This is a genomic window from Streptomyces sp. Y309, from assembly GCF_056712025.1.
This window is the reverse complement of sequence record NZ_CM160048.1, coordinates 906,131-921,944: the sequence shown is the minus strand read 5'-3', so window position 1 is coordinate 921,944 and position 15,814 is coordinate 906,131. Positions and strand designations below refer to the sequence as shown.

12 protein-coding genes are annotated in these 15,814 nt (G+C 73.2%); 3 read left to right on the top strand and 9 right to left on the bottom strand.

The window, feature by feature from the left end:
- Positions 1–123: 123 nt before the first annotated feature.
- On the bottom strand, positions 124–843 hold the full coding sequence (locus AC0KTA_RS03175; protein ID WP_481053537.1) for a TetR-like C-terminal domain-containing protein: 720 nt from the start codon (positions 841–843) through the stop codon (positions 124–126).
- Between the two features lie 111 nt (positions 844–954).
- Here AC0KTA_RS03175 and AC0KTA_RS03170 point away from each other — a divergent pair, with 111 nt between their 5' ends.
- Positions 955–2,010, top strand: coding sequence for a helix-turn-helix transcriptional regulator (locus AC0KTA_RS03170; RefSeq protein WP_481053536.1), 1,056 nt, complete (start codon positions 955–957; stop codon positions 2,008–2,010).
- A gap of 108 nt (positions 2,011–2,118) precedes the next feature.
- Positions 2,119–3,834 carry a DUF885 family protein gene (locus AC0KTA_RS03165; protein WP_481053535.1) on the top strand — a complete coding sequence of 572 codons (1,716 nt, stop codon included), beginning with the start codon at positions 2,119–2,121 and terminating at the stop codon, positions 3,832–3,834.
- A 10-nt stretch (positions 3,835–3,844) separates the two neighbouring features.
- On the opposite strand, the gene AC0KTA_RS03160 is transcribed toward AC0KTA_RS03165, so the two are convergent.
- Positions 3,845–4,453, bottom strand: coding sequence for a TetR/AcrR family transcriptional regulator (locus AC0KTA_RS03160; protein WP_481053534.1), 609 nt, complete (start codon positions 4,451–4,453; stop codon positions 3,845–3,847).
- Positions 4,454–4,555: 102 nt separating this feature from the next.
- On the opposite strand from AC0KTA_RS03160, the gene AC0KTA_RS03155 reads away from it, so the two are divergent.
- A complete protein-coding gene (locus AC0KTA_RS03155; RefSeq protein WP_481053533.1) occupies positions 4,556–5,245 on the top strand; it encodes a nitroreductase in 690 nt (229 codons plus the stop codon).
- 60 nt (positions 5,246–5,305) lie between these two features.
- On the opposite strand, the gene asnB is transcribed toward AC0KTA_RS03155, so the two are convergent.
- From asnB to AC0KTA_RS03120, 7 genes are read right to left on the bottom strand one after another with little or no spacing between them, the layout of a single operon-like run.
- Positions 5,306–7,120 (bottom strand): asparagine synthase (glutamine-hydrolyzing), encoded by a 1,815-nt coding sequence (gene asnB / locus AC0KTA_RS03150; RefSeq protein ID WP_481053532.1) that lies wholly within the window; start codon positions 7,118–7,120, stop codon positions 5,306–5,308.
- On the bottom strand, positions 7,078–8,238 hold the full coding sequence (locus AC0KTA_RS03145) for a GNAT family N-acetyltransferase (RefSeq protein ID WP_481053531.1): 1,161 nt from the start codon (positions 8,236–8,238) through the stop codon (positions 7,078–7,080). The genes asnB and AC0KTA_RS03145 overlap by 43 nt, the downstream gene beginning before the upstream one ends.
- A complete protein-coding gene (locus AC0KTA_RS03140) occupies positions 8,235–9,608 on the bottom strand; it encodes a DUF6002 family protein (protein WP_481053530.1) in 1,374 nt (457 codons plus the stop codon). Before AC0KTA_RS03140 ends, AC0KTA_RS03145 begins: the two co-directional genes overlap by 4 nt.
- A 5-nt stretch (positions 9,609–9,613) precedes the next feature.
- The gene (locus AC0KTA_RS03135; protein WP_481053529.1) at positions 9,614–10,525 is read right to left on the bottom strand and encodes an LLM class flavin-dependent oxidoreductase; all 912 of its coding nucleotides are present in this window, start codon (positions 10,523–10,525) and stop codon (positions 9,614–9,616) included.
- A gap of 58 nt (positions 10,526–10,583) precedes the next feature.
- A complete protein-coding gene (locus AC0KTA_RS03130) occupies positions 10,584–12,371 on the bottom strand; it encodes a non-ribosomal peptide synthetase (protein WP_481053528.1) in 1,788 nt (595 codons plus the stop codon).
- Entirely contained in the window at positions 12,358–14,235 is a 1,878-nt protein-coding gene (locus AC0KTA_RS03125; RefSeq protein WP_481053527.1) for a non-ribosomal peptide synthetase, read from the bottom strand. Before AC0KTA_RS03125 ends, AC0KTA_RS03130 begins: the two co-directional genes overlap by 14 nt.
- On the bottom strand, positions 14,232–15,437 hold the full coding sequence (locus tag AC0KTA_RS03120; protein WP_481053526.1) for a cytochrome P450: 1,206 nt from the start codon (positions 15,435–15,437) through the stop codon (positions 14,232–14,234). Before AC0KTA_RS03120 ends, AC0KTA_RS03125 begins: the two co-directional genes overlap by 4 nt.
- Positions 15,438–15,814 lie beyond the last annotated feature (377 nt).

Here is a 15,814-nt window from a genome sequence, read left to right as displayed (position 1 = left end):
GGTGGTGCCCTGAGCGGGCAGGAGGCGGGCACGGGACGGGCACGTCGCGCTCAGCCCGTCACCGCCGCCCTGCCCGCCCGGTTCACCGACCCGCTATCGAACGATCCGGCATTGACCGACCCGTCACTGACCGGCCCGGCGACGCAGCCCGATGTACTCGCCCATGGCCCCCGCGCCGTACTCGAAGACCGACACGGGGTCGACCGCGACGGCCGCGAGGTGGTTGTTGACCTCGAACCCGACCATGCCGTGGAGCTGCGTCCACACCACGAACATGCGGGCGATCACGCCGCTGGGCAGGCCTTCCAGCGGCCCCGAGCCGAGCGCCTCGACGTTCTGGAGCATGCCGGCGCTCAACGCCGCCTCGCCGGGCCGGTCTTCGGTGAGCTCGCCCGCCTTCTGGGCGTCGCGCAGGACGGCCACCATCGCCCCCACGATGCGGCCGACCGCCTCCACGGTCTCCGGCGGGGCGGTGTACCCGGGAATCGGGCGGCCCCAGAGCATGACGTACTCCTCCGGATGGGCCACGGCCCACTCCCGTACGCCCTGCCAGATGGCGACCCAGCGCCGCAGGGGATCGGCTCCCGCCGCCACGGCCGCCTCGGCGGCGGCCTCCGCGCTGTCCGCGACGGCGTTGTACGCACCCACGATCAGCGCGGACATCAGCGCTTCCTCGTCCGGGAAGTGCCGCGCCGCGTCCTGCGCGTCGACCCCGGCGTCCCGGGCCACCGCCCCGGGGGCCAGGTCGACCTTGTGGCGTGCCTCGATCCGCCGTAATGCCTCTTCCTTCAGCCGCCGTACCACTGCGTCTCCGTCGTGCTGCTGTGCCTGGGTGGAAGTCATGATCTGGACCTTTCCAGACCCCGGTTCCGGTGTCGATTACCTCCGGGGTAGGAGCGGGACGACGTCCGGAATTCCGTGGTCCGCGGCGGAATGCCGCGCCATACTCACCGGGTGAGCGTGCTCCTTGGTGGGAACGGGTCGGTCTTGCCGTCGTTGGCCGCCGAGGCGGCGACGCTGGGCGAGTTGGGTGCGGCCGTGTCGGCGGAGGTGGGCCGGCGCGTGCCGCACGACGGGTATCACCTGATGGGCCTCGACCCCGTCAGCGGGGCGTCCTCGTTCCATGTGGCGCGGCGCGGTTACGGGGCGGAGTCCCTGCGCGGTCTTGAGCGGGAGTTCGGGCGGCCCGAGGAGGCGTTCCCCTTCGCGGCCCTGTTCGAAGGGCCAACGCCGGTGGGCGTGTTGAGCACCGGCGTCCATGAACACCGGTACTGCGCGCGGCTGCACGACATCATGCGCGCCGAGGGGATGGGCAGCGAGATGCGGATCGCGCTCGCCCTGGGCGGCCGGGCGTGGGGTGGTGTCGTACTGCTGCGGGAGCGGCGCAGCCGGCCGTTCTCACTGGCCGAGATCGCGCACGCGGAGCAGTTGGCGGGGCCGCTCGCCGCGGCGCTGCGGGCGTTCGTGGCGAGCAGGCCGCTGCGCATCGCGGCGCACGGCGGGCCACCGGGCGTGGTGATCGTGGGCGCGGACGACACGGTCCGCGCGGTCACCCCGGGAGCGCGGGAGTGGCTGCGCGCGTACGTCCCCGACCCGTCGCAACCCCTCGACGACGAGGCGCTGTTCACCGCGCTGTGCAACATCACGCACACCGCGCGCAGGGCGCCGGACGGCACGGCGGTGAGCCGGCTGTTCACCCCGCGCGGCTGGGCCACCCTGCACGCGCAGCCGCTCGGCGACAACGGGGACGAGGGCAACGTGATCACCATTCAGCCCGCGACGGCCGACGCGCTGCTTCCGGCCATCGCGGAGTGGTACGGGGTCACGCCCCGGGAGCGGGACGTGATCAAGTACGCGTTTCACGGGCTGCCGGTCAAGCACATCGCCCGTCGGCTCGGCGTGTCGGTACACACCGCCAACGATCATCTCAAGTCGGTCTACCGCAAGTTGGGCGTGGCCGGCCGGGACGAGCTGTTCGCCGCGTGCTTGGTGCGGACGGGCGGCCGCTGACTGCGGTGAGGTGGAGGGTGAGGTGGATGGGGCCACGGAGTGGGGTAGGACGCATGTGTCAGGGACACTTGCTTGGGGGAGGCGCGACGTGATGGCGCGAGGACGAGCGTGAGCGGGACAGCCGAACTGGCAGCCAGGTTCTGGGCCTGGCGGGAGGAGACCCAGCCCGACTCGGAGGACGATCTGCCGCGCGTGGAGCGGCCTTCGGGGTGGGTGGCGGACTGGTCCGCCGAGGCCGTGCGGGAACGGGGCCGCAGGCTGGGGGAGTTCGAGGGGGAGCTCGAGAAGGTCCTGCTCGGGTCGGCGGGTGGGCGGACCGCCCGCGATGGATCCCGGGCCGTGGACGCGCCCGACGGACCCGGTGCCGTGGCCGCCCCCGATGGACCCGGTGCCGTGGACGCGCGGCTGCTCGGCTCGGCCCTCGCGCGGGTGCGCTGGGAGCTCGACCACCTGCGCGGCTGGCAGCGCAACCCGTGCTTCTACATCGACCAGGCACTGGGGCCCCTGTACTGCCTCCTGCTCGACCGGCGGCCGTTCGCCGGGGAGCGGGCCGAGGCGGTGCTGCGCCAACTGCGCCGGGTGCCCGAGACGCTGCGGCACGCGCGGGAGAACCTCGCGGGCCACGCGGAGCGGCCGTTCGCCCGGTCGGCGGTCCGCAAACTCGACGGAGCCGAGGAGCAGTTGACGACGAGCATGCGGGCTCTCGCCCCGCAGCTACCCCCTGACCGGGCGCGTGCCCTGCCCGAAGTGACCGAGACCGCCGCGCGGGCGCTCGTCGGCTACCGGAACTGGCTCGCCGACGCCCGGACCGAGGCCGGCTTCAAGGAGAGCGCACCCGCCGGCGACCTCAGCCACCTCCTCCACCGGGTGGCACTGCTTCCGCACCGTCCGGAACGTATCCGGGAGATGGCGCGGCAGGAGTGGGACCGGGCCACGGCCCTGGAGCAGGTGCTCCGCGCGCGCCACCGCGACCTGCCCCCGGCCGCCCTGCCGTCCACCGCGGCCGAGCAGATCGCCCGCCAGGAGGCCGCCGAACGGGAGATGCGCGCCTTCCTGGCCGACCGCGGCCTCTTCCGCGACCCGCAGGACCTGCGCAGGTACCGGTTCGCCGACATGCCCGCCCACCTCGCGCCGCTGACGTGGCTCGGCGTGCCCGACGACCTCACCTCCCGCACGCGCGCCGACGAGGACGCCGTGCGGTACGTGCCGCGGCCGCACCCCGGCCTGCCCTACTTCCCGTACGCCGACGCGCTCGACCCCCGGCTCGGCATCTGCCACGAGGGCGTGCACGCCCAGCAGATCGCGCTGTCGTGGCAGCACCCCAACTTCGTACGCAGGCATTTCTACGACTCGACGCCCAACGAGGGCATCGCCTTCCACCAGGAGGAACTGCTGCTCGCGGCGGGCATGTTCGACGACGCCCCGCACAGCGCGCTGACGATCGCCGGGTTCCTCCGGCTGCGGGCCGTGCGTGCGGAGGTCGACATCGGCCTGGCGGCGGGCGACCTGAGCATCGAGGAGGCGACGGACCGGCTCGACGTCGTGCTGGCCGACCGCCGGACGGCCTGGGAGGAGGCGGTGTTCTTCGCGGGCACCCCGGGACAGGCGCTCAGCTACCAGGTGGGGAAGCTCCAGATCAACGAACTGATCGCGGAGCTGCCCGGCGACGTCGCCCTCGCCGACTTCCACCGCCGCCTGTGGCAGGAGGGCAACGTGCCGCTCGCGCTCCAGCGATGGGAACTGCTCGGCCGCCGCGACCACCTCGACCGGGCGGACGCGCTCGCCGGTGACTCCATCCGGGAGGACGACAGCCCGGCGGCCTGACCGCCGGGGCTCAGCGCACTCGAGGGCGAGTGCGTCCGGGCAGAGTGCGATCGAGGAGGATCTCCGCCGCTGCCCGCGCGTGCCGGCCGTAGTCCGCTTCGCCCAGCACCATGGCGCGACTGGCCGCCCCGTCCGCGAGGGTCACCAGCTGTTCGGCGAGGGCGGCGGGTTCGCGGCAGCCCAGCTCTGTCACCAGTGCGGTGACCAGCGCCACCATCCGCAGCTTCTGTTCGCGGGCGTAGGAGTGGACCGCGCTCGCCGGGTCGGGGAACTCCGCGGCGGCATCGATGAACGGGCACCCGCGTACCGGGGCCGCGTCCGGCGCGGGCTGGTCGAAGAGGCCGAGGATCCGCTCCCGTGGGGTGACGTCCTCGCGGGTCAGCGCGCTCTCCAGGGTGGCGCCCGACGACGCGAGGTCCTGGAGGTGGGCGACGACCAGGTCGCTCTTGGTCCGGAAGTGCGCGTAGAGCGTGCGCTTGGACACCGGTGCTTCCTCCGCGACCTGTTCCATGCCGGTCGCGTTGATCCCCTGGGTCGCGAACAGCTGGGCGGCGGCGGCCAGGATGCGCTCCCGGCCGCCACGCCCCCGCCGTCGAGATGCCGTAGTCGTCGTGCCCACGCGGCAAGTATACGTACGCGTTTACTTCGGCAGGGCCGGTCCGCTAGCATCGACCTTAAGTACACGATCCCGTTTACATAAATCGTCGCCGAGGAGCGTTCCATGAGAAGGCTGGATCCCACCGAGCTGAGTGGCTGCGCGGAGAAGTTGATACGCGGCCGGCACGCGACCCGTGCGTTCCGCCGGGAGGCCGTGCCCGCGGACACGATGCGCGCGATCTTCTCGCTGGCCGGCGCGGCGCCGTCCAATTCCAACGCGCAGCCGTGGCAGGTGGAGGTGGTGAGCGGCGCGGCGCGTGCGCGCCTGGCGGACGCCTTGCAGGCGGCCCACGCCGAGAAGCGCCACTCGGTGGACGTTCCGTATGCCGAGGACATGTACGCGCGGGTGCACCGGACGCGCCGGGCCGAGTTCGGCGCCGAGTTGTACGGAGCGCTGGGCATCGGCCTTGACGACCACGCGGCACGTGCGGCGTACGACGCGGAGAGCCTTCGGTTCTACGGCGCGCCACACGCCGCGTTCCTGTTCGTCACCGGTGACGGCGGAGCGCGCCTTGCCGCGGATGTCGGCGCCTACATGCAGACGCTGCTCCTGGCCATGACCGCGTACGGCGTGGACAGTTGCCCGCAGGGGCTGCTGAGCTTCTACGCCGACACCGTCCGCGCCGAACTCGGCGTCACCGGAGGAAAGCTGCTCGTGGGCATCTCCTTCGGCTACGCCGACGAGACCGCGCCGGTGAACCGGGTCACGACCGAGCGGGCCGCGCTCGAGGCGACCACGGCTTTCCGCGACTAGGCGGGTTCTTCGGGGCAGGGCAACCTCCGCAGAGCGGACGGCCGTTGGCCCGGGTGGCCGTCACTCCACCGTGACGCCGTAGTCCCGCATCCAGCGGTCCACCTCGATCAGGGGCAGCAGCAGGTGCAGCGTGTCGGCGACGGCCATCATGGGGCCGCTGTGTGTGCCGAGCCGTCGGACGGCCGTCGCGTCGAGGAGCCCGGCCAAGGGGGAGTCCGGGGCGGACAGCAGCGTGTCGAGTTCGGCCCGGACCCGGGCGCCGTGCGCGGGCGCGAAGGTCGCCGGGTAGGCGCTCTTGCGGCGGTCGAGCACGGACGCGGGCAGCAGGTCGGCGACCGCCGCGCGCAGCACGCTCTTCTCCCGGCCGTCGCCCGTCTTCATCTTCCACGGCACGTTCCAGACGTACTCGAGGAGCCGGTGGTCGCAGAACGGCACCCGTACCTCCAGGCCCACGGCCATGCTCATCCGGTCCTTGCGGTCCAGGAGGTACGCCAGCGGGCCCTGGAGGCTGAGGTACAGCACCTCGCGCATGCGCGCCTCGAGACCCGTCTCGCCGTCCAGGCGGGGCGTGCGGGCGAGGAGGGTGGCGTAGCGGTCGTGTTCGTCCTCCTCGGGCCGCACGCGCGCGCGGACGTCTGGGGCGAGGCAGTCGGTGAGCCGGGGGCCGTTGCCCAACCAGGGGAAGGTGTCCCGGTCGACGGTGGCCGGGTCGAAGAACCAGGGGTAGCCGCCGAACACCTCGTCCGCGGCCTCCCCGGACAGCGCGACGGTGAAGCGCTCCCGGACCCGGGCGAACAGGAGGTACATGGAGGTGTCGAACTGGCCGAGGCTGGGCAGGTCGCGCGCGGCGAGCGCGGCCGGGACGGCGTCCGCGAGCCGGGCCGGGTCAAGGAGCACCTCGATGTGCTCGGTGCCGATGTGCCGCGCCGCGGCGTGGGCGTACGGCGCGTCGCGTTCCGGACGCAGGGGAGTGGGCCGGAAGTCGGTGTCGCCGTCCTCGAAGTCCATGGAGTAGGAGGTGAGGTGAGGGTGCTCGGCGGCGGCGAGCGCCGTGACGGCGCTGGAGTCGAGGCCGCCGGACAGCAGCGCGCAGGTGGGCACGTCGGCGACCATCTGCTCCGAGACGATCCCGGTCAGCAGCTCGCGGACACGGGCCGTCGTGGTGGGCTCGTCGTCGGTGTGTTCACGGCTGACGAGCCGCCAGTACGGGGTGGTGTGGACGCCGGCCCGGTCGACGCGCACGAGATGGCCCGGCGGGACCTGGTGAAGATCGCTCAGCGGCGTCTCCCCGGGCATCAGCAGCCGGGGGTTGAACAGGACGGGCAGCGCTTCGAGCCGCATCCGCGCGCGGAACAGCGGGTTGGCCAGGAGCGCCTTGGGCTCGGAGCCGAACAGCACGCCGCCCGGGAGCGGGTGGTAGTAGAGCGGCTTGACGCCGAGGCGGTCGCGGACCAGCAGCAGTTCCTCGCGCTCGGCGTCCCAGACGGCGAACGCGTACATCCCCGCCAGGTGGTCGACGCAGCCCGCCCCCCACTCCAGAAAGGCGCGCAGCACCACCTCGGTGTCGGACTCGGTGGTGAACGTGTGGCCGCGTGAGGTCAACTGCCCGCGCAGCGCACGGTAGTTGTAGACCTCGCCGCTGTAGGTGAGGACGACGGGCGGCCGGCCGGGCGCACGGGCGGCCTCCATCGGCTGCCGCCCGCCTTCGAGGTCGAGCACCGAGAGCCTGCGGTGACCGATCGCGGCGTGCGCGGACAGCCAGGTGCCGGAGGCGTCCGGGCCGCGGCGGCTCAGCGTGGCCGTCATGGCCTCGACGGCCGGGCGCTCCGTCCTCAGGTCCCGGGTGAAGTCGACCCAGCCCGCGATTCCGCACATGGCAATCCTTTCAGGAACACATCGAGATCGACCTCGGTGGCGTCCACGACACCGCCGGTCCGCCAGCGCAGGCCCGTCCGCGGCGGCCGGTCGCGGTCGTGGAAGTACGTCGCGCGCAGCCCGCCCCGCGCCTCGGCCAGGACGGGGTTGGCGACCAGGAAGTCCCGTACGGCCGGGGTGTCCCGGCGCACGCACAGCCACAGCCGCTTGCCCGCGAAGTGCGTGGCGGGCGGCGCCACATGAGGGTGCAGCTTGCGCTTGAACTGGACGATGCCCTTGCTGAGGAACGGCTCGGCGCCCGACAGGTCGACCCGCGAAAGGCCCTCCCGCTCGGCCCACTCCAGGATGGACACGTACAAGGCGACGTACGTCCCCGAGCGGTAGCGGCTCTCGGAGCCGTCGAGCACCCCGGCGAGGCGCAGGACCAGCGCGTCCGGCTCCAGGCGGCACAGCATCCCGGCGACGCGCTGGCCCTGCTCGCGCAGGAAGAAGAGCACGCCGTGCCGGAACAGGCCGTACCAGGCGGTCTTCTTGGGCACGGAGCGGGTCGCCGCGCCGTGCCTGCGGTCCATGGTCGGACGGTGCATCCGGTCGTAGAAGAACGTGAAGTCCTCCCGGGCGGTGGCCACTTCGAGGGTGCGGTCGAGCGCCCGCTGCTCGCGCTGGTACTGCTGCCGGGCCTTGCGGGAGAGCCGGGCCGGGACGGCCGCGCGGTCGGGGCGGTCGTGGTCCAGGGGCACCACCAGGCCGACGCGGAAGGGCGCGACGACCGTGGGCTGCCGGGCGGGCGGCCGGAACGTCCGGCCCGGCGGGCAGCCCACGGCGAGCAGGTCCGCCTCGGGCACGCCGCGGGCGGCGAGCCGCGCCCAGGTGGTGCGCCGCTGCTCCCGCCGCGCGGTGGGGCCGCGCTGTTGCTCCAGGAACGGCAGCACGTGGTCGAGTCCGGCGCCGAGACCGGCGTACGCGAGGGTGGGCCCGGCGCCCGCGGGGTGCGAGACGGTCACCCCGGGGCGCAGGGCGGTGAGCCGGTCGACGGTGTGGTGCAGGCGTACGAGACGTGGGTCGGCGCTGTTGTGCCAGCGGTAGCGGCCCTCCTCGACCAGCGCGTTCAGGATCACGCAGAGACCGCTGCGGTGAGCACCTTCGCCAACTCCGGTGCCGTGCGCACCGGTTCGGTGTGCTCGACGGGCAGCGGCGGGATCGTCTCGTCCGTGTAGTAGCCGGAGGCGTGCGCGACGATCTGGGTGCCCGGTGGGACGAGACCGCGCTCGCGGGCGACCAGGATGCCGGTGAGCACCTTGACCAGGGACCACTCGCGGATCCGCGCGGGATCGCCGTCGATGGCGACGCCCGCGCGGGCGGCGAGGCCCCGGACGCGGTCGAACCGGTTGAGGCACTCGCGCCGTGACACCACGACCCCGCCGCCGCCGTGCCGGGCGATCAGGGGATCGATGTCGGCCGAGGTGACCGGCTTCTTGGTGTAGAAGGTCGGGTCGAGGACCTCGGCCGGGTCGTCGGTGACGGCGGGGAACGCCGGGTCGCCGCTCTGCCGCCACAGCGCGGCGTCAGGGTCCTGGGTGTAGCGGGGGACGTCCCGGCCGAGGGCGCTGACGACCATGTCGGGCGTGGCGAGCTGCTGGACGAGGAAGAACCCCGGGTGCCGGGCGGGCGCGGCCAGCTTCGGGTACAGGCCGTCGGTGAGGACCTGGTGCCCGAGGTGGTAGCCGAGCAGCCCGTACGCGCTGGACACGGCGTGCGCGTGCCAGCGGGGCGGCGAGTCCGGTGTGAGCGGCAGGAGTTCGGCCTCGGCGAAGGCGCGTACGGAGTCGGCGACCCGGTAGTTGTCCAGGTCGAGGGTGTACCAGCAGCGGAAGCCGGTGCCGGACAGGGCCTCTTCGGCGTACTCGTCGACGACCTCCTTGGCGAGGTCCTTCACCCCGGCGGGAGCGTCGACGTCGGCGAGCGCCACCGGGTTGGCCCCGCGCAGCGCGGAGTCCTCGGACAGCGGGCCGCCGCGCAGCTTGGACGTCGACGCGGCGGGCGCGACCATCACCACGCGCAGCTCGTCGGGGCTCGCGAACCCGGTGGCGTAGGCGCGGGCGACGGCGTCCCGCAGGGCGCTGCCCTTGTTGCCGGAGGTCGGGGTGAGGAAGACGACGCGCTCGCCGGTGCGCCGGATGTGGTCCACGGCGCGGGCGACCATCGTCAGCGAGGCGAACGCCTTGGTGGTCCGGGTGCCCGGGCTGCGCATCAGGTCGAGGAGGTACAACTCCTCGTCGAGCCGGGTGAGGACGAGGTCGGTGACGTCCGTGAAGCGGGTGAAGGCCTCGTCGGCCTCCGGCAGGGTCAGCGGCACCGGGAGGGGGTTTCCGGACGCCCGCCGGGCCGTGAGGTGCCGGGCGGCGGCCTGCACGCCGGAGTGGTAGTGGGCCAGCGCGTTGCGCACGGTGCCGAGGTGATCCGGGTGGGCATCCGATATGGCGGACATGGGACTTACCCTTCTGTTCGGTTCGAGCGCGCCTGCAGCGCGGGCAGCACGTCGGTGGCGATCCGTTCGAGGACGGCGGGGTCGACCTGGTGCGGGGGTTCGGCTCGGGGGAAGGGAACGACAAGGTCCGTCACGCCGAGTTCGGCGTAGCGCCCGGCGAGTTCGGTGAACGCGTCGACGGACCGCAGCGCGGGGTGCGTGCGGTCGCCGTGGTATACGAGCCGGGCGACCGCCGCCGGGTCGCGGCCGGCCTCGGCGCACGCCTCGTCGAACCGTTCCATCTGCTTGCGCACGATGGCCGAGTCCACGACGGGGGCCCGCAGCCCCGGCTCCGGCGAGATGCCGTTGGTGATCCAGATGTCCGCGTACCGGGCGGCGGTGCGCATGACGCGCGGTCCGGTCGCGGCGACAGCCAGCGGCAGCCGGGGCCGCTGGCGGCAGCCGGGGAACATCCGCGCCCCCTCGGCGACGTACCAACTCCCGGCGAAGTCCGTCACGTCCTGGCGCAGCAGCCGGTCGGTGAGGTCGGTGAACTCCGCGAACCGGGCGGTCCGCGTGCGGTTGTCCACCGCCGGCTCGCCGAGCACCCGCGCGTCAGGACCGTCCACTCCGGCACCGAGGCCGAGGATCATCCGTCCCTCGGAGATGTCGTCGAGGGCGACGGCCTCCTTGGCGAGCGTGACCGGGTGCCGGTAGTTCGGGGTGCACACCAGGGTGCCGAGCCGCACCCTCTCGGTCACCGCGGCCGCGGCGGTCAGGGTGGGCAGGGCCGCGAACCAGGTCCGGTCGAGCAGCTCGCGCCAGGCGAGATGGTCGTGCGTCCAGGCGTGGTCGAAGCCCATCTCGTCGACGGCCCGCCAGTACGGGGCGGACTCCCGCCAGGACTGGGCGGGCAGGATCATGACTCCGATGCGCATCGGTACCTCCGGTCGGTCATGTGGTACCTCCGGTCGGTCATGCGGTGCCTCCAGCTGGTCATGCGTCCTTCTCCGGTGTCAGCAGCGCCTCGACTTCCGCCGCGCCGAGCCCCTCGATCTCCGCGACGATGGCGTCCTCGACGGCCACGGCGAGCCCGCGCACCGTCGCCTCCCGGAAGACCAGGCTCACCGGCAGCCGGACACCGAACTCGCCGACGATGCGGGTGGCGACGCGGGCGGCGGACAGCGAGTTGCCGCCCAGATCCATGAACTCGTCGTCGACACCGACCTGTTGTACGTCGAGGACCTCGGCGAAGATCGCGCACAGGACGCGTTCCTGGTCGTTGCCCGGCGCGGTGTACGGCGTGTCGAGGTGCCGGTCACCGGGTGCGGGCAGGGCGGCCCGGTCGACCTTGCCGTTCTGGTTGAGCGGCAGCCGGTCGAGGGTCTGGACCGTCGCCGGGACCATGTGGTCGGGCAGCCGGTGCGCGAGGTACGCGCGCAGCGTCGCGGCGCTCGCGGGGCCGACCGCGTAGCCGTCGAGCCGCCACGCCCCCTCGGGGGTGCGGCGCGCCACCACGGCGGCCTCCTTCACCTGCGGGTGGCCGGCAAGGACCGCTTCGGTTTCGGCGGGTTCCACGCGGAAGCCGCGCACCTTGATCTGGTCGTCGACGCGGCCGAGGAACGCCAGGCCGTCCGGGGCGCGGTGGGCCCGGTCGCCGGTGCGGTACATCAGCGCGCCGGGCGCTCCGGCGAAGGGGTCGGGCACGAAACGCTCGGCGGTCAGGGCGGGTTGGCCGACGTACCCACGGGCGACGCCGCGCCCGCCGATGTACACCTCGCCCTCCCGCACGGGGCGCAGCCGGTCGTCGAGGAGGTGGATCGTCACGTCCGGGATCGGGGCGCCGAGGGCGGGGTCGGTGGCCCAGTCGTCCGGCCGTCCCGGCAGCGGGTTGGCCGTCGCCTGGTGGGTCTCCGAGGGCCCGTACTGGTTCTCTAGCGCGGCGCCCGCCTCGGTGAGGAAGCGGCGTACCTCGTCGGTGACGCGCAGCGGCTCGCCCGCCGCGATCACCTCGCGCAGGGCGAGCCGGGGGCGGTCCGCCCGGCTCAGATGGGCGCCGGCGAGCTGCCGCAGGAAGCTGGGGGAGAGGTAGAGCCGCTTCACCCGCTCGCGTTCCAGCAGGTCGAGGAGGAGGAAGGGGTCCTTGCGCTGCTCCTCCGACACCGTGACGAGGCTGCCGCCCGCGAGCAGCGAGCCGAAGATCTCCTGGAGGGACATGTCGAAGCCCAGCGAACAGAACTGGGCGCAGATACGGGGGCCGGGGACGCGCATCGCCCAGTCGGCGACGTTCTCGATGGTCCGTGACGGCAGGCCGATGCCTTTGGGGCGCCCCGTCGAGCCCGAGGTGAAGATGACGCAGAGGACGCCGTCCGGCGAGGAGCGGCGCTCGGGCGCGGTCATCGACGGCGGGGCGTCGGCGTCGGTGCCGGTTTCCGGGGCGGGCTGCAGCGCGGGCACGCCGAACCCGGTGGGGCCGAGCACAAGGCGTGCCCCGGAGACGGCGACCATGTGCGCCAGCCTGTCGTGCGGATACGAACCGTCGAGCGGCAGATAGACGCCCCCCGCCTTCATGATCGCCAGGAGCCCGGTGAGGGCCTGCCGACCGCGCGGCAGGCAGGAGCCGACGACGTCCTCCGCGCCGATGCCGTGGTCCCGCAGCCGGTGGGCGAGCCGGTTCGCGCGGGCGTCCAGTTCGCGGTACGTGATCCGGTGACCGCCGTCGACGAGGGCGACGGCGTCGGGGGTGCGGCCCACCTGCTGGTGGAACCGGTCAACGAGGTCCATCGAGGGCTCCCTGCGCCGGGGTGGTCTCGGGGCGGTCCTGCGCGCCGGCCCTGTCGGGGTGGTCCTGCGCGACCGGCCCGGGACGCGCCTCCGCAGCGGCGGCCCGGGCCGCCCGCACCTCGTCCGCCAGCGCCCGCACGGTCTGGGAGCGGAACAGGACGCGCAGCGACAGCGAGACGCCGAAGTCGCGGTTGACCCGGAGCACGACCTGGGGGACGAGCAGCGAATGGCCGCCCAGGTCGAAGAAGTTGTCCCGGATCCCGATGTCCGCGCGCCCAAGGACCTCCTGCCACATGGCGACGATCCGGCGGTCCGTCTCGTCCCGCGGCGGGGCGGGCCCGTCGGCCTCGGCCGCGGGTTCCGGCAGGGCTTTGCGGTCGACCTTGCCGGTCGAGGTGGACGGCAGCCGGTCAAGGACGGCACAGACGCGGGGCACCATGTGGGCGGGAAGCCGGGCGCGCAGGAAGTCCAGGAGGTCGGAAGGGCCGGGGGCGTCCTCGCCCGGCGGCGGCGCAGCGTAGGCGGTCAGCCGCACGCCGCCGTCCGTGGCGCGGGCGGCCGTGACGGCGGCGCGGCCGACCGCCGGATGGTCGCGCAGCACGCCCTCGATCTCGCCCGGTTCGACGCGGTATCCGTGGATCTTCACCTGGAAGTCCGCGCGCCCCAGGAACTCCAGCGTCCCGTCCGGCCGCCACCGCCCCCGGTCGCCCGTCCGGTACATGCGCCCGCCCGGCCGGTCCGTGAACGGGTCCGGCAGGAACGACGCGGCCGTCAGGTCCGGCCGCCCCAGGTAGCCGCGCGCCAACTGCCCGCCGCCGACGTACAGATCGCCCGGGACATTGACCGGCACCCTGCGCAGCCGTTCGTCGAGTACGTGGATCTTCCCGCCGGACACCGGGGAGCCGATGGACGGCGTGCCCGGCCAGTCGCCGGGCGGGCCGGTGAGGCGCAGTGCCGTCACCACGTTGACCTCGGTGGATCCCCACTGGTTGTCGAGGACGACGCCGTCTTCCGGCTCCGCGCACAGGGACCGCAGGTGCTCGCTCACCGTCAGCCGGTCGCCGGTCGTGACGATCTGGCGGACGCTCGCGAGGTGGTGGGGCTTGCGCCGCGCGAGCCGGGCCAGCTCCTCCAGGACGGCGCCGGGCAGCAGCACCGTGTCCACGGCGTGCCGGCGGACGAGTTCGGCGAGGGCGGCGGCGTCGAAGCGGTCGGACTCCTCGGCCATCACCGCGCAGCCGCCGGCCCACCAGGTGGACAGGAACTCGTAGCTGCACACGTCCGAGGTGACCGGGAAGTACTGGAGCACGCAGCCGTCGAGGCGGTAGCGCCGCTCCGTCCAGCGCATCAGCCGGGCGGTGGGGCCGTGCTCCATCACCACGGCCTTGGGGCGCCCGGTGGAACCGGAGGTGTGGACGACGTACAGGGCGTTGGCGGGTCCCGCGGCGAGAGGCGGGTTCGTGTCCGACCCTGCGGACAGGTCCTTCAGGGTCGGCGCGGGCATCGGCCATCCCGGCGGTGCCTCCGGCTCCACCACGACGCACGCGGCCCCGGCGTCCTCGGCCAGGAGGACCAGGCGGTCGCGCGGCTGCTGTGGGTCCAACGTCACGTACGCCGCGCCGGACTTGGCGATGGCGAGCAGGGCCACCGGCAGGTCCGCCGTGCGCTCCAGGCACAGCCCGACGCGGGACTCGGCGCGGACGCCACGGGCCCGCAGGCCCGCGGCGACGCTGTTGGCCCGGGCGTTGAGCTCCGCGTACGTCAGCCGCTCGGCGCCGCAGATCACGGCGGGCGCGTCGGGGTGCAGGCGCGCGCGGTCCTCGAACCGGGCGACCACGGTCGGCGTGCTCGTGTTCCTCGTCATGGGGCCGCCACCGGGGTGAAGGTCACCGGGATCGCGGCGGGACCGCGCAGCATGGGGCCGAAGCTCCACACGATGTCGTCGGCCGCCACGGCCGGCCGCACGTCGCCGAGTGCCTCGAAGAGCGTGCCGAGCGCGATCTCCGCCTCGGCGCGGCCCAGATGCGCCCCCAGGCAGAAGTGGGTGCCGTGCCCGAAGGCGAGGTGGCCGCCCCGGGGCCGGTCCATGTCGAAGGCGTCCGGGTCGTCGAAGCGCGCCGGATCGCGGTTGGCGGCGGCGAACGACATCAGGACCGTGCCGCCCTTGGGCACGGGCACCCCGCCGACGACGACGTCCTCCAGGGCGTACCGGTTGGTGGACACCTGGATGACCGAGTCGTGGCGCAGCAGTTCCTCCACCACGTCCGCCCAGCGCGCGGGCTCCGCCAGGGCCTTCGCCAACTGCTCGGGGTGCTGCAGCATGCGTACGACCCCGGCGGACACCAGCGGAACGGTGGTGATGTGCCCGGCCCCCAGCACGGCGGTGACCATGCCGCGCAGTTCGGACTCGTCGTGCAGCTCGCCCTCGTCGAGGGCGCGCAGGAGGGCGGTGGTCACGTCGTCGCCCGGGTGGGCGCGCTTGTAGTCCAGGATGCGGGTCACGTACGCGTCGACGAACTCGACGGCCGCGGGCTCCGGTTCACGGGCCGCTCCGGCCCACCAGAACCGGTCCAGGAACTCGGCCGGGTCGGCGCGCTGTTCCGGCGGGACGCCGAGGATCTCGTGGATCACGGCGACGGGGACGACCAGGCCGTACTCGGCCATCAGGTCGGCGTGCCCGCGTCCGGCGAAGGCGGCGATCGCCTCCCGGCAGGCGCGGGCAATCCGCGGGCGCAGGGCGTCGACGGCGGTGAGGCTGAAGGCCGGGTTGACCACGCGGCGCATCCGGCCGTGGTCCGGCGGGTCGGTGTCCAGGACGCTGCGGTCGGCCGGCGCCGACGGGTCCGCGCCCGCGGCGTTGCGCGGGTCGGAGCTGAGCCGGGAGTCGAGCAGCCCCGCGCGCACCAGCTCGTAGGAGGTGACGAAACAGGTGGATTCCTCGTCCGTGCCGCCGCCCATCGGGCAGGCCGGGGCGTTCTCCCGCAGCCAGCGGTAGTTCGGATACGGATCCGGGTCAGCGGGATAGCCCTTCAACGGACCCTCCTCGTCGGTTCGGGTTCTGTGCACGTACCGCGCCCCTCTATTTGACGATTTCTGGGGCTGAACTGCCGCACCTTGCCCAACGCAAAAGCCGAGCCATGTCAATAGGGTGGTGAAGTGGGGTTCACGATTCCGGAACCGGGGCGCCGGATGTGTATGTTGATCACCGACTCATGAAAGCTTGGACCAGGCCGGGAAAGGCTGTCAAGCATGTGTCTTTCGGGTATCGCGGGCCACGTCCGGTGGTGGGCGCGAGAGGTGGACGACCATGCCATTCCTTCAATACGGAGGGAAGTCCTCCGCTTTTGTTGAAGTGTTGACAGTGTCGATGGCAACTGCCCAGACTGGCCGAGTCGTTACCACCAGTCGATTCTCGTACTCGCTGTTTCCTGCACCCGCTGTTT

Excerpts from the sequence above, each read along its gene's own strand:
- AC0KTA_RS03130 (WP_481053528.1), bottom strand. The coding sequence starts at position 12,371 with ATGGACCTCGTTGACCGGTTCCACCAGCAGGTGGGCCGCACCCCCGAC.
- AC0KTA_RS03155 (WP_481053533.1), top strand. The coding sequence starts at position 4,556 with ATGAGAAGGCTGGATCCCACCGAGCTGAGTGGCTGCGCGGAGAAGTTG.
- AC0KTA_RS03125 (WP_481053527.1), bottom strand. The coding sequence starts at position 14,235 with ATGACGAGGAACACGAGCACGCCGACCGTGGTCGCCCGGTTCGAGGAC.
- AC0KTA_RS03135 (WP_481053529.1), bottom strand. The coding sequence starts at position 10,525 with ATGCGCATCGGAGTCATGATCCTGCCCGCCCAGTCCTGGCGGGAGTCC.
- asnB (WP_481053532.1), bottom strand. The coding sequence starts at position 7,120 with ATGTGCGGAATCGCGGGCTGGGTCGACTTCACCCGGGACCTGAGGACG.
- AC0KTA_RS03175 (WP_481053537.1), bottom strand. The coding sequence starts at position 843 with ATGACTTCCACCCAGGCACAGCAGCACGACGGAGACGCAGTGGTACGG.
- AC0KTA_RS03140 (WP_481053530.1), bottom strand. The coding sequence starts at position 9,608 with ATGTCCGCCATATCGGATGCCCACCCGGATCACCTCGGCACCGTGCGC.